9 protein-coding genes and 1 tRNA gene are annotated in these 14,039 nt (G+C 72.9%); 9 read left to right on the forward strand and 1 reads right to left on the reverse strand.

The genetic code is table 11. The annotated features are described in order from the left end of the window. Positions 1-376: 376 nt before the first annotated feature. The 9 genes from ABCQ75_RS00450 to sufU all read left to right on the forward strand — a co-directional run bounded on the left by ABCQ75_RS00450 (position 377) and on the right by sufU (position 12,620). A tRNA-Gln gene (locus ABCQ75_RS00450) sits at positions 377-448 on the forward strand. 149 nt (positions 449-597) lie between these two features. After that, positions 598-2,166: a bifunctional UDP-N-acetylglucosamine diphosphorylase/glucosamine-1-phosphate N-acetyltransferase GlmU gene (gene glmU / locus ABCQ75_RS00455; protein WP_345882414.1), complete on the forward strand. Its 1,569-nt coding sequence runs from the start codon at positions 598-600 to the stop codon at positions 2,164-2,166. Then, the gene (locus tag ABCQ75_RS00460; RefSeq protein WP_345882417.1) at positions 2,167-3,147 is read left to right on the forward strand and encodes a ribose-phosphate diphosphokinase; all 981 of its coding nucleotides are present in this window, start codon (positions 2,167-2,169) and stop codon (positions 3,145-3,147) included. A gap of 223 nt (positions 3,148-3,370) precedes the next feature. Continuing rightward, positions 3,371-3,991 carry a 50S ribosomal protein L25/general stress protein Ctc gene (locus ABCQ75_RS00465; protein WP_345882419.1) on the forward strand — a complete coding sequence of 207 codons (621 nt, stop codon included), beginning with the start codon at positions 3,371-3,373 and terminating at the stop codon, positions 3,989-3,991. A 118-nt stretch (positions 3,992-4,109) separates the two neighbouring features. Next, positions 4,110-4,697, forward strand: coding sequence for an aminoacyl-tRNA hydrolase (gene pth / locus ABCQ75_RS00470; RefSeq protein WP_345882421.1), 588 nt, complete (start codon positions 4,110-4,112; stop codon positions 4,695-4,697). 124 nt (positions 4,698-4,821) lie between these two features. Further along, complete coding sequence (locus tag ABCQ75_RS00475) at positions 4,822-7,569, forward strand: helix-turn-helix transcriptional regulator (protein WP_345882423.1); 2,748 nt, start codon at positions 4,822-4,824, stop codon at positions 7,567-7,569. Between the two features lie 22 nt (positions 7,570-7,591). Beyond that, a complete protein-coding gene (locus ABCQ75_RS00480) occupies positions 7,592-10,450 on the forward strand; it encodes a LuxR C-terminal-related transcriptional regulator (protein WP_345882425.1) in 2,859 nt (952 codons plus the stop codon). Between the two features lie 335 nt (positions 10,451-10,785). Continuing rightward, positions 10,786-12,132, forward strand: coding sequence for a SufS family cysteine desulfurase (locus tag ABCQ75_RS00485; protein ID WP_345882427.1), 1,347 nt, complete (start codon positions 10,786-10,788; stop codon positions 12,130-12,132). After that, positions 12,129-12,620, forward strand: coding sequence for a Fe-S cluster assembly sulfur transfer protein SufU (gene sufU, locus ABCQ75_RS00490; protein ID WP_345882429.1), 492 nt, complete (start codon positions 12,129-12,131; stop codon positions 12,618-12,620). Before ABCQ75_RS00485 ends, sufU begins: the two co-directional genes overlap by 4 nt. 36 nt (positions 12,621-12,656) lie before the next feature. Here the strand turns inward: sufU and nhaA are convergent, their stop codons facing one another. Continuing rightward, entirely contained in the window at positions 12,657-14,006 is a 1,350-nt protein-coding gene (gene nhaA / locus ABCQ75_RS00495) for a Na+/H+ antiporter NhaA (RefSeq protein ID WP_345882431.1), read from the reverse strand. Positions 14,007-14,039: the final 33 nt, after the last annotated feature.

Genomic DNA, 14,039 nt, shown 5'->3' on the forward strand with positions numbered 1-14,039 from the left:
GGGCGCCGGTGCAGCCGCGCGCTCACGGTCCCCGGGATCCGGGGAGTGCCGGCGGGGTCGAGCGGTATGCGTGGCCTGTGGGCGTCCTGGTCTCGACGGTGTGGCGGGCCGGCCCCCTGGGTGAAGAGAAGCGTCTGATTCGGGGTATGGGCGGGGTCGCGGAGCTGCCGGTCGCCGAGCCCTCGGCCGCGCCGATGAGCAGGGGCCAAGCCCTGGTCGGCGCCCCGTGCCGGGTCCCGCCCCCATCCATGGGCGGGACCCGCCCGCGCGTGGCGGGGCCGCGCGCCATCCATGGCAGACCATGGCAGAATTGACCACTGTGCTGCGCGCGCCGCGCCCGCCCGGGATGCTCCCCGGGTCCCGCCGCGCACCGCACTCCGCCCTGGTGTAACGGCAGCACGCCGGCCTTTGGAGCCGTGCAGTCTAGGTTCGAATCCTAGGGGCGGAACGCGAGCGGCCGGTGGCCTGGGGGACAGCCGGCTGCGGCACCCCGGCTAGAATGGCCGGAGCCAGCCGCCAGTGCGCACCCGCGCGCTGGCCGGCAGGCGCGAGTGACGAGCTGATCGACGCGTTGAGTGACGAGGAGAGCCACCGACAGTGAATGCGGACCCCACCGGACAGAGCGCACCCGCACCCGAGAGGCAGGATGCGCGGCATTCCGGGCCCGCCGCCGTCATCGTCCTCGCCGCAGGCGCCGGCACGCGCATGAAGTCGCGCACGCCCAAGATCCTCCACCCCCTCGGCGGGCGCTCCATGATCGCCCACGCCCTCGACGCGGCGCGCGCCCTCGCACCCGGCCGGCTCGCCGTCGTCGTCCGCCACGAGCGTGACCGCGTGGCCGAGCACATCGCCGCCCTCGACCCCGACGCCCTGATCGTGGACCAGGACGACACGCCCGGGACGGGCCGCGCGGTGGAGGTCGCCGTCGACGCGCTCGACGCCGCCCTCGCCGCCGAGGGCGCGGAGCTCGCGGGGACGGTCGTGGTCACCTACGGCGACGTGCCGCTCCTGACTCCGGGACTCCTCGGCGAGCTCGTGGCCGCGCACGAGGCCGGCGGCAACGCCGTCACGGTCCTGACCGCGGTGCTCGAGGACGCGACGGACTACGGCCGGATCCTCCGGGGCGAGGACGGCAGCGTGACCGCCATCCGCGAGCACAAGGACGCGGACGAGGCCGAGCGCCGCATCCGCGAGGTCAACTCCGGCATCTACGCCTTCGACGCCGCGGTGCTGCGGTCCGCACTGCACGAGGTGACCACCGAGAACGCCCAGGGCGAGAAGTACCTCACGGACGTGCTCGCGATCGCGCGGGCCGCGGGCGGCCGCGTCGCCGCGCTCTCCACCGAGGACCGCTGGCAGGTCGAGGGCGCGAACGACAGGGTGCAGCTCCAGGCGCTCGCCGCCGAGCACAACCGCCGCACGGTCGAGGCGTGGATGCGCGCCGGTGTCACGGTCGTCGACCCGGCCACGACGTGGATCGACTCCACCGTGCGCCTCGCCGAGGACGTCACGGTCAAGCCCAACACGCAGCTGCACGGCGCCACCGTGGTGGAGCGCGACGCCGTGATCGGCCCGGACACGACCCTCACCGACGTCGTGGTCGGCGAGGGCGCCACCGTCAAGCGCACCGACGGCACGAAGGCGGAGATCGGCCCGGGCGCCACGGTGGGCCCGTTCACCTACCTGCGCCCCGGGACGCGGCTCGGGGCCGACGGCAAGATCGGCGCGTTCTACGAGACGAAGAACGCCGTGATCGGCGCCGGGGCGAAGCTGAGCCACCTCGGGTACGTCGGCGACGCCGAGGTCGGCGAGGGCACCAACATCGGCTGCGGCAACATCACGGCGAACTACGATGGCGTGAAGAAGCACCGCACCGTCATCGGCGCCCACGTCCGCACGGCCTCCAACACGGTCTTCGTGGCGCCCGTGAGCGTCGGCGACGGCGCCTACACGGGCGCGGGCGCCATCGTGCGCAAGGACGTACCTGCCGGCGCCCTCGCCCTCTCGATCGCGCCCCAGCGCAACGCCGAGGGATGGACCGAGGCCAACCGGCCCGGTTCGCCGTCCGCCGAGGCAGCGGCGCACGCCCGTGCCGCAGTAGCCCGCGCCGCGGCCGAGAACCAAGCCCCCGCTGATTCCCCCGCCCCGACAGAAGAAGGCAAGTAGATGACCGAGATCACGGCCCACGGCGAGAAGCGCCTGGTCCTCGCTTCCGGGCGCGCCCACCCGGAGCTCGCGCAGGAGATCGCCAAGGAGCTCGGCACCGAGCTGCTGCCCACGAGCGCCTACGACTTCGCCAACGGCGAGACTTACGTGCGCTTCGAGGACAGCGTGCGGGGTACTGACGCCTTCGTGATCCAGGCCCACCCGGCGCCGATCAACAACTGGATCATGGAGCAGCTCATCATGATCGACTCGCTCAAGCGCGCGAGCGCCAAGCGGATCACGGTCGTCTCGCCGTTCTACCCGTACGCGCGCCAGGACAAGAAGCACCGCGGCCGCGAGCCGATCTCGGCCCGCCTCATCTCGGACCTGTACAAGACCGCGGGCGCGGACCGGCTCATGAGCGTGGACCTGCACACCGCGCAGATCCAGGGCTTCTTCGACGGCCCGGTGGACCACCTCATGGCCATCCCGCTCCTGGCCGACTACGTGCGCACGCGCGTGGACCTGAACAAGGTCACGGTCGTCTCACCGGACACGGGCCGAGTGCGCGTCGCGGAGCAGTGGGCCGAGCGGCTCGGAGGCGCCCCGCTCGCGTTCGTGCACAAGATGCGGGACGTCAACGTGCCGAACTCGGCAGTGTCGAAGACCGTGGTGGGCCAGATCGAGGGCCGTGACTGCGTGCTCATCGATGACATGATCGACACCGGCGGCACGATCGCCGGCGCCGTCGCGGTGCTCAAGAACGCCGGCGCGCGCTCGGTCATCATCGCCGCGACCCACGCCGTGTTCTCGGACCCCGCCGCGCAGCGCCTCGCCGAGTCCGGCGCGCGCGAGGTCGTCGTGACGAACACGCTGCCCCTGCCGCCCGAGAAGCGCTTCGAGCAGCTCACGGTGCTCTCGATCGCCCCGCTCATCGCGCGCGCCATCCACGAGGTCTTCGACGACGGCTCGGTCACGAGCCTCTTCGACGGCCGCAGCTGATCCCCCAAGAGGGAGAGCGCAGCACGACGGCGAGGCCCGCCCCGCGCGGTGGGCCTCGCCGTCGTGCGTTCTGGTAAGCTGGACGGCGAACCTTGGCGAGGGAGCGGCGAGAAGCGCCCTCCGTGATCGACTGGGTCAGATCTCCTTCGGCGATGCGCCCCGGAACGGGCCGGCTGGAGGCGTGACGGCTCACGCCTCGCCTTCCGAATCGAAGGAGACACCCATGAGCGAGAAGCTTGCAGCCGAGCTGCGCACCGAATTCGGCAAGGGCTACGCCCGCCGCACGCGCGTCGCCGGCAAGATCCCCGCCGTCATCTACGGCCACGGCGCCGAGCCGGTCCACGTTGCCCTCCCGGGCCGCGAGACCACGCTCGCCCTCCGCGTCGCCAACGCGCTGCTGACCCTGGACATCGCGGGCGACGAGCACCTCGCGATCGTCAAGGACGTCCAGCGCAACGCGGTCCGCCAGACGATCGAGCACATCGACCTCCTCACGGTCCGCCGGGGCGAGAAGGTCACCGTGGATGTCCCCGTGCACGTCAACGGCGAGGTCGTCGCCGGCGCGGTCGCCAACCAGGAGGCCGTGACCGTCTCGGTCGAGGCCGAGGCCACCCACCTCCCGACCGCCCTCGAGGTCAGCGTCGAGGGCCACGAGCCGGGCCAGCACGTGCACGCCTCCGACATCGTCCTCCCCAAGGGCGTCACCCTGCTCACCGACCCCGAGACCCTCGTCGTGAACGTCTCCGAGCCGGCCGTCCTGGCCGAGGAGGAGCCCGCCGCCGAGGGCGAGGCCGCTGAGGGCGAGACCGCCGAGGGCGAGGCCGCCGAGGAGTCTGCCGAGTAGTCTCGTGCACCAGGACTGAGGCGGCCCGCCACGAGATGGCGGGCCGCCTTTTCCCTGCCTGCGCCTGTTCGGCGCCTGCACCGACTGTCCGCCGCCCACCAGCACCCCAGGAGCGAGAATGACCGACACATGGCTCATTGTGGGCCTCGGCAACCCCGGGCCCGAGTACAGCCAGAATCGCCACAACGTGGGCCAGATGGTCCTCGACGAGCTCGCCGCACGGGTCGGCGGCAGGTTCGCCTCGCACAAGGCGGCGCGTGCCGCAGTGCTCGAGGGCCGGCTCGGCATCGGGGGGCCGCGTGTGGTGCTTGCCAAGCCGCTCACCTACATGAACACCTCCGGAGGGCCGACCTCGGCGCTCGCGAAGTACTTCGGCGTCGGCCCGGGGCGCGTTGTGGCGGTCCACGACGAGATCGACATCCCCTTCAACACGGTGAAGCTGAAGCTCGGCGGGGGAGAGGGCGGCCACAACGGCCTGCGCGACATCTCCAAGGCACTCGGGACCAAGGACTACCTACGCGTGCGGGTGGGCGTGGGGCGCCCGCCGGGGCGCATGGACACGGCCGACTACGTGCTGCGCGACTTCGGCACGGCGGAGCGCAAGGAGCTCCCGTTCCTCATCGACGAGGCAGCGGACGCCGTGGGCGTGCTCGTCGACGACGGGCTTCTCGCCGCCCAGCAGAAGTTCCACCCCGCCAAGCCGTGAGCCTGCTGCGGGCTGCCCAGTCCTGTAACTAGGGGCTTTGGTCCTTGCCGGTCCCCACAGGCTGGCATGTACTCTGGCCCCAGCGGGTTCGATGGGGGACTGCGCTGCTGGGGCGGAGGGTGCCATGAGGGTGGGTCTTGGCGTGGCGGGAGCGGGTGCGCTTCCCCATGAGGCCACCCTGCGCGCCACCGACCGCCTCCAATGGGCCCGGAGCACGCGCCGCCGCGAGATCGGCCAGGCCCTCGCGGCGCTGGGCGAGCCGGAGACGTACGGAGTGGTCATCACCGGCGAGACCCGCTTCGGGAAGTCCGCGGTGGCGAGCGCGCTGCTCGAGCAGATCGATCCATCGGTGCACACCGTGCGGCTGCGCAGCACCATCGTCGGAAGCGAGACGCCCTACGGCGCTCTCGCCGCCCTCATCGCGCGGCTGCCCCCCGAGACCCCCGGCGACCCGGCATCCACGATGCGCGGGATCCAGGACATCCTGGCCGCGGACGCGGACGGCAGGCCGGCGGTACTCGCCCTCGAGACCTCGAGGAACCTCGACGAGCTGAGCACGGCGGCCCTCGTCAACATCGTCGTGACGGGGACGGCCAAGCTCGTCATCGTCGCCGACCGCACCTCGGACCTGCCCCCGGACTTCCACTGGATGCTGGCCGAGGACCGCCTCCGCGACATCCCGCTCCCTCCCCTCACGCCCGAGGAGACCGCGGCCGCCGTGACGGAGCTCCTCGGCGGGCTTGTGCCGCAGACCGTGAGCCTCGAGCTGCACACCCGGGCCCGGGGCAATCCCCAGATCCTCCTCATGACGGTGGCCGAGATGCTCCGGACGGGTACCCTGCGGGTCTCCGGCGGCGTGTGGATGACCGCCGGCGCCGACGAGGAACGCGGAGCGGGACCGCTGCGGCAGGTCGAAGACCTCGTCCGGGCACGGGTGGAGCGCGAGCCGCCTGAGATCCGGGCCGTGGTCGAGGGCCTGGCCTGCGCGCGCCGGCTGCCCCTCGAGATCCTCGTCCGCGTCTACGGCCCCGACGTGGTGGTCCGCATGGAGGAGTCCCGCCTCATCGTCGTGGACGACGGGGGCCGGCACATGGTCGCGCTGGCGGACCCGCTCATCGGCGACGTGGTGAGGTCCTGGCTGTCGGTCACGCGGCGCCGCGAGCTGCGCGATCTCATCATGGGCGGAGGGGAGCCGGCGCCGGAGCTCCTCACGACCTTCGAGCTCCTCGGCTTCGCGGCGTGGACGCGCGAATGCCACTCCGTGCTCTCGCCGCGGCTCGCGATCGCGGCGGCCACTGCCTCGCTGAGGCTCTACGATGCCCAGTTCGCGCTGCGCTGCCTCGAGGGGGTGGCCCGCGAACAGGACACATGGGCCGCTGTCCAGCGCCTCCGCGCCCGCGCCTCCCTCCTGCTGCAGGTGCCCCGTCAGGCGCTCGCGAGCCTGGACGCCGTGGCCGCCGAGGAGTCGGCCGCCCAGAGCGCGTCGGACGCCGCCTGGTCGGCCGCGGCGAGAGCGGAGGCCCTCCGCTGGATCCCCGGCCGGAGCGACGAGGCGCCGCGCGTGCTCGAGGACGCCCGCGGAGAGGTGCTCGTCCGCTCCGGCATGGGCCGGGAGGACGCCGACCTGGAGCGCGAGACTGGGCACGCTCTCGAGATCCTCGACCTCGCCGAGTTCGAGCACTTCGCCTTCAGGGGGGACTTCGCAAGGATCATCGACCGCCTCGAGGCCGCGAACGCCGCCGGAACTGCCCATGACCCCGACTTCCCGCTCATGGTCCAGTGCCTCCTCATGGAGGCCCGGACCGCGATGGGCCGGGAGCAGGAGGGCCTGGCGCTCATGCACGAGGTGGCGAGCGCGCTCGGCGGGGCCGTCCACGAGGCGAAGATCCGTCACGAATTTGGGGTGCGCGCCTTCAACGTCCTCCTCCTCAACGGGCACTGGAGGCAGTGCCTTGCACTCGTCAAGGGAACTGTGAAGACGCCGCTCGCACGCGCGTCGGCGCTGGGCGGCTCCCTCGAGCTCGGCATCGGCCTCGCCCACGTCTACGCCGGCAGGGGAGCGGAGGCGCTGCCCTCGCTCCTGGCCGCCACCGCGATGCTCGAGCATCAGCCCGTCTTCAACACCCTCGGCGCAGCGTACGCCGCGACCGCCTTTGCCTATGCCCAGCTCGGGGACACTGCGTCCGCGCAGCACTACCTCGCGAAGCTGGATGCGCTGCCCGTACTGCCCTGCTCGCACGCGACCTCCGCGTCCACCGAGTTCTGCTCACTCCTGGCACGCCGCTGGGCCGGCGACTCCGGGGCCGTGGCCCGGCTCGTCGAATCGGCCCGTACGGACATCGCCGCAGGGCGGTGGACGATGGCCGGCCTCAAGCTCGTGGGCGCCACCGTGGGAGCCACGGACGACGAGCTCCGGCTGCTCGAGGACGTGTGCGGGCGCCGTCAGGGGTCGCTCGCGCGTCTCGGGCTCCTCCTGGCCCGTGGCACGCGCACCGGGGCCCTCGAGGACCTCATCGCAGCGGGCGACCTCGCCGCCGAGCTCGAACTGGACGCGCTCGAGGCCCGCTGCGTCGCGGTCGCGATCGACGCTGCCAGGGATGCAGGGGACACCGTCACCGTGCGCCTCCTGCAGACCCGGCTCGACCGGTTGGCCGGAACCCGCGTGCCCGTGCTCCCCGTGGTCCCGCGCACCTCGCTCCCGTCTCTCACAGTGCGCGAGCAGGAGGTGGCAGCACTCGCCGCCCGCGGGACCTCGAACCGCCAGATCGCCGAGGACCTCAGGCTCTCGGTGCGCACAGTCGAAGGGCACCTGTACCAGGTCTTCTCCAAGCTCGGTGTCGCCAACCGCGCCGAGCTCGCGGCGGTCCTATGAGTGCGCAGGCGGCACGCGGCCGATGAAGACGGAGAGCGCGCTCGGCAGGACCCGCGACCTCGAGAGGTGCCTCGGCCTCCTTCGGGAGCCCGGAGTCGCCGGCGTGCTCATCATGGGAGAGATCGGCGCGGGCAAGTCGATGCTTCTCGACGCGGCCGTGCGCGAGCTCGCAGGCGAGATGCAGGCGCTGCGCGTGCACGGCAGCCCGGCCCTCGGCAAGGTCCCTTTCGGTGTCCTTGCCCCCTTCCTCGGAGCGCTGCCGGCGGACGAGGCCGATTCCCGTGTGGCGGTGCTGCGCGCCTTCTGGCGCGAGGTGGAGTCCCTGCGCAGCGGCGGACAGGGGCCGCTGCTCCTCGTGATCGACGACGCGCACGAGCTCGACACGGCCTCGAGCGAGGTCATCGCCGAGCTCATCGGTGCTCGCTGGGCCAAGGCGGTCATCGCCTCCCCGAGCGGCGCTGCCCTTCCGCGGCCTCTCCTCGAGCTGTGGCTCGACGGCGGGATCGAGCGCCTCGACCTTGCGCCACTCACTGTCCAGGAGGCCGCGCACTACCTCGAATCGACGCTCCTCGGGCGGGTCCTGCCGGCCACGGTGCGGGTACTCTGGCGCGAGGCCGGCGGGAACCCCCTCGTCCTGGGTCGGCTCGCCGAGGAGGCGCGGCAGGCAGGCTCGCTCCTCCAGCACGGGGGAACCTGGCTCCTCACGGGCGAGCTCGTGCGGGCGGGGGACGGGATCGTCGGCCTCGCCCGGGAGCAGCTCGCGCGCCTCACGCCCCATGAGCGGGAGGCCCTGAGCCTCATCGTCGTCGCCGAGCCTGCGCCCCTCGAGCTCGTCGAGAGGCACTTCAGCGCCGAGGTGGTGGACGCGCTCGTCGCCAAGCGGATCGTCCGCCGGCCGGTGGGTCCCGACGGGCTCCTCAGGCTGAGGCACCCCGTGTACGGAGATGCGATGGTCCAGCTCATCCCGCTCACTCGGTCCCTCCAGCTGCGCCAGTTCGCCACCGACTACGTGACCCAGCAGACCACCACTGCAGAAGGGCTCCTCCGTGCTGTCTCGTGGGCGCTGGACTGCGGCTTCGCCATGGACGATGCGACCCTGCTGAGGGCTGCCCAGCTCTCCGTCAGGCTCTTCGAGAACGCCCTGGCGGTCCGGGCAGCCGCTGCCGTGCAGGGACCCGACGCGCGTGGGGCCGCAAAGGGGATCCTCGCGACCGTCGCCTACAACCGGGGCCAGTACGCCGAGGCCGCAGCGATGCTCGAACCCACGGTGGACAGTGCAGGGCGCGTCCGACCGCATCTTGCAGGGTGCCTCATGTGGATCGCGTGCCGGGCTGCCCTCGGCCATGATCCGCAAGCGATCCGCCGCGACGTGCTTGCCCTCGGGCCCGCCGGGCAGGAGGACGGCGCGGCAGCGGAGCCCGGGGTGCGCGGCGCGGCAGTGGAGCCCGGGGTGCGCGGCGCGGACCTGGCCCGGGGCGCCGAGGCACGGTTACTCGGCTTCGTCGCCGATTCCCTCACCGGCGAGTACGGGGCGTTCGAGGCCTGGCAGGCAGGGGAGCCGGAGCGGACGGCCGACGCCGCCGCGGACCCCGCACCGCTGCACCACGGCGAAAGCACTGGCGAGGCGCCGCGGGAGCCCAGCGATGGCCCGGCGGCCGCTGCCGGCCCCGAGGAGCTGACAGCCGGGATAGTGCGCGCCTCCCTCGCGGCCGAGATCCTCGTGGCGCGCGGGGAGCCGCACCGTGCCATGGCCGTGACGGCCGTGGCCCTGACAAGACTCGAGGCTGTGCGGCCCAGGGACCCGTTCGTGGTCGGCATGGGGGCTGCCCGCCACGTTGCCGCGGCCTGCGCGGCGGGCGAGTGGGAGACCGTGGAACGGGCCCTCGAGGGCTTCCTCGCCGAATCGAACGCGGGCCTCATCTCGGTCGGTGCCGCCGCTGAGGCCGGGAGGGGGCTCTCCCTCATCCGGCAGGGCAGGCTGCGCCAGGCGTGGGCGCGGCTCGCCCCCGCCGTGGACGCGCTCAACGAGCGGGACCCCCAGCAGGTCCTCGGGCTCACCGCCGCGCTCGCGGCATACGCCGGGGCGAGGACGGGACGCACGGCGGACGCGCTCACGCTCCTCGCCGGCTCGGCGGAGAACGGCGTCCCGACGGCGGCATTCCTCAGGCCGCTCGCCGAGCTCTTCGGCGCGGCCGCCGCCTGCGCCCTCGATGCCCAGCCGACGGCGCGCGAGGCGCTCGCCGCCCGTGTCCGGGCAGCAGCGCAGGCCGGGCACCGCGACGTCGCCCTCCAGGCGGAGCTCCTGTGGTTCGAAGCGGGCGGACGCGACCGCATCCCCGAGCTGCTCGCGGCCGCCCAGGCCGTGAGGGGACCCTGGGCGGGCCAGGCCGCAGAGCTCGCACGGGCCTTCGCCGACGGCGAGCCGGACGCGCTCCTGGCCGCGGGGGAGAGGCTGCGCGAGGCCGGACTGCTGCTGTACGCGGGCGAGGCGTTCGCCGAGGCCTCCCGGGCTCTCGACCGGGCCCTGCGCCGCAGCGAGGCGAAGGCCGCGTGGGAGGCCAAGTGCGCGTGCGATGCGGAGCTCGGAGAGGAGGCCGCGGCCGCCGCGGTCACTGAGGCCAAGTCGCTCACGCGCCGCGAGCGGGAGATCGCCGCGCTCGCCGCCGCCGGGCTCAGCGACCGTGAGATCGCAGACCGCCTGATCGTGTCCGTGCGCACCGTGGAAGGCCACTTGTACCGCTCCTACGCCAAGCTCGGGGTCACGCGGCGCGAGCAGCTTGCCGCCGCTTTCAGCGCGCTCGCGGAGGACCGCGGGCTGGCGCCCGAAATGCCGCACGACGACGGCCGGGAGCCTGAGTACACCCCGCATGGGGCCAAGTAGTCCGCGCCCGGGCCCCAGCGCAAAGTCGAGTACCCAGCGGGAGTGCACGCCCGGCGCGGCGAGTGCGAGAGTTGTGGTGTGGCCGAAGTCCCGACAGGCGGAGGCCGCATCAGCCGCAGGACTGAGCCGGCGACGTCGGAACCTCCCCGAGACCAAGGTTCCTCCCCCAGCCGCCGCCGGCTCGCCTGCGGTCTTCTCTGTGTCCGGAGCCGGTCTCCGGACGGCCCGCGGGGGCCACGTTTTCCGCATGGGACAATGGATTCCGGCACGGTGATGTGCCGTAATGAAGAACCTCTCCTGCTCCGGCAGCTGTCCCACCCCTAAGGAGCCAGTCCGTGGCCCTGGCCAAGACCCCGACCACCCTCCAGCAGGCCGCGCGGGCCCTCGACGACGCCGAGGTCCTGCGCATCAGGAACGACTTCCCGGTCCTCGCCCAGGAGGTCCATGGGCATCCCCTCGTCTACCTCGACTCCGGGGCCACGAGCCAGAACCCGCGCAGCGTCCTCGAGGCCGAGCAGGAGTTCTACGAGCAGCGCAACGCTGCAGTCCACCGCGGCGCCCACGAGCTCGCCGTCCAGGCGACCGACGCCTTCGAGGACGCCCGCGCCGCAGTCGCCGGCTTCGTGGGCGTGGACCCGGACGAGCTGGTGTGGACCTCGAACGCGACCGAGGGCATCAACCTCGTGGCCCAGTCCCTCGCCACCGCGAGCGTATGGGCCGAGAAGGGCCGCGGCGGCGAGGAGACCCGCGCCCTCGCGATCGGCCCCGGGGACGAGATCGTCGTGACCGAGCTCGAGCACCACGCGAACCTCATCCCGTGGCAGGAGCTCGCCTTCCGCACGGGTGCCACGCTCCGGTGGATCCCCGTGGACGACGACGGCCGCCTCCGCCTCGAGGAGGCCGAGTCGGTTGTCGGGCCCCGCACGCGGGTCCTCGCGTTCGCGCACACCTCGAATGTGCTCGGCACTCTCGCCCCGGTCGAGGAGCTCGTGGCCCTGGCCCGGCGTGCCGGCGCCCTCGTCGTGCTCGATGCCTGCCAGTCGGCCCCCCACCTCGCTCTGGACCTGCGTGCGCTGGACGTGGACTTCGCCGTGTTCTCGGGCCACAAGATGCTGGCGCCGACCGGGATCGGCGCCCTCTACGGCCGCCGCGCCCTGCTCGACGCGCTCCCGCCGTTCCTCGTGGGCGGCTCCATGATCACCACAGTCACGATGGAGCGCGCGGAGTACCTCCCGGCGCCCCAGCGCTTCGAGGCCGGGACCCAGCGGATCTCCCAGGCCGTGGCGCTCGCAGCCGCGGTGCGCTACCTGAAGGAGACCGGCATGGACCGCATCCACGCGTGGGAGGAGCAGCTGGGCGCGCGCCTCGCCGAGGGCGTCGCCGCGCTCGACGGCGTGCGCCTCCTCGGTCCCCGGGCGGGGGAGGAGTGGCATGGGAGCCAGCGGATCGGCCTGGCCGCGTTCGATGTCGAGGGCGTCCACGCGCACGACGTCGGCCAGTACCTCGACGCCCGCGGCATCGCCGTCCGCGTGGGGCACCACTGCGCGCAGCCGCTGCACCGCCGGCTGGGCCTCACGGCGTCCACCCGGGCGAGCGCCTACCTGTACACGACCACCGCCGACGTCGACGCGTTCCTCGACGCGCTCGGAGACGTCCGCGCCTACTTCGGAGCAGCACGATGAGCCTCGACTCCCTGTACCAGCAGCTCATCCTCGAGCACTCCAAGGCCCGCCATGGCTCCGGGTTCGCCCCCGAGAGCGCAGACGGCACCGAGGGCGGCGACATGACGGGTGCCGACGGCGGCGCGCCCCGCGGACGCGGCGAGTCGCACCAGCTGAACCCGGTGTGCGGCGATGAGGTGACCGTTCGCGCGGAGGTCGCGGACGGCGTCGTGCGCTCGCTGCGGTGGGAAGGCGCCGGGTGCTCCATCTCGATGGCGTCCGCCTCAGTCCTCCACGGGCTCGCCGAGGGCGCGCCGCTCGCCGAGTTCGACGAAGTGGTCGCGGCCTTCCGGGACATGCTCCGCTCGCGCGGCAGCGTGGCCGGGGACCCCGAGGTCCTCGGCGACGCCGCGGCCTTCGAGGGGGTCTCCCGGTACGCTGCGCGCGTCAAGTGCGCGATGATCGCGTGGGTCGCCGCGGAGGACGCCGTTCGCCAGGCCCGCGGCTAGCCGCACCGGCCCCGAACGGCAGGCCCCGGAGGGCCGTCAGCTGCTGCCCTCGGAGCGCTGGAAGAGGTCCGGCACGCCGTCGCCGTCGGCGTCGACCTTCTCGAGCGCCTCGACCCGCTCGTAGTGGCGGTTGCGGGCGCGCAGGACCACCGTGGCCAGGAGCGCCGCGGTGAGGGACCCGGTCAGGATCGCGACCTTCGCATGCTCGTCGTGCGCGCTCCCGAGGCCGAAGCTGAGCTCCGCGATGAGCAGCGAGACGGTGAAGCCGATGCCGGCCAGCACCGAGAGGCCGAACACGTCGATCCACTTGAGGTCCGGGTCGAGGTTCGCGTGGCGCGTCTTGGTGACGAGCCACGTGGAGCCGAAGATTCCCAGCGTCTTGCCCACCACGAGGGCCAGGGCGATCCCGATGGCCACAGGATCCTTCGCCGCATCCACGAAGCCTTCGAGGCCGCCGAACGCGACGCCGGCGGAGAAGAACGCGAAGACGGGCACCGCGACTCCCGCGGAGAGCGGGCGGAGCCGGTGCTCGAAGACCTCCGCGAGGCCCGGCCCGGCCTCGGGCCCGCCAGCCTTGGCGCTGCGCAGCACCGGCACGGTGAAGGCAAGGACCACGCCGGCCACGGTCGCGTGGACCCCGGAGGCGTGGACGAGCGCCCACGTTGCGAAGCCGAGGGGAGCCAGCAGGTACCAGGCACGGATCCGCTTCTGCACGAGGAAGGCGAAGAGGCCGAGGGGGATGAGTGCGAGAAGGAGGAAGACCGGCTCGAGGCCGGTCGAGTAGAAGAACGCGATGATGCCGATCGCGATGAGGTCGTCCACGACCGCGAGGGTCAGGAGGAACGTGCGCAGCGCGGCGGGCAGGTGCGTGCTGATGACCGCGAGCACGGCGAGGGCGAACGCGATGTCGGTCGCTGTGGGGATGGCCCAGCCCTTGAGGCCCTCGGAGCCCGTGGTGAGGAGGACACCCACGTACAGCAGCGCCGGGACCACGACGCCGCCGCAGGCAGCGACGATCGGCACGAGCGCCGTCGACGGCTTGCGCAGGTCTCCGGCGACGAACTCGCGCTTGAGCTCGAGGCCGGCCACGAAGAAGAAGATGGCGAGGAGGCCGTCCGAGGCCCAGTGGCCGAGCGAGAGGTCGAGGTGCCACGGCGCGTAGCCGAGATGGAGGTCCCTCAGCGCGAAGTAGGCGTCCCCGGCGGGGGAGTTGGCCCACACGAGCGCGGCGACGGTCGCAATGAGCAGCAGTGCGCCGCCCACCGTCTCCTTGCGGAGGATCTCGGCGACGCGGCGGTACTCGAGGTAGCTGCCGCGCGCGAACACGCGGGGCTGGGGAGGGGTTCCTCCGGGTGGTCCGGGGCGGTTGGACGGTGCGGACGCCATGCAGGGCTCCTTCGTGCGGGGTCGACAGAGGAC

This window comes from Sinomonas halotolerans, assembly GCF_039615075.1.
In the GTDB taxonomy this organism is placed as follows: domain Bacteria; phylum Actinomycetota; class Actinomycetes; order Actinomycetales; family Micrococcaceae; genus Sinomonas; species Sinomonas halotolerans.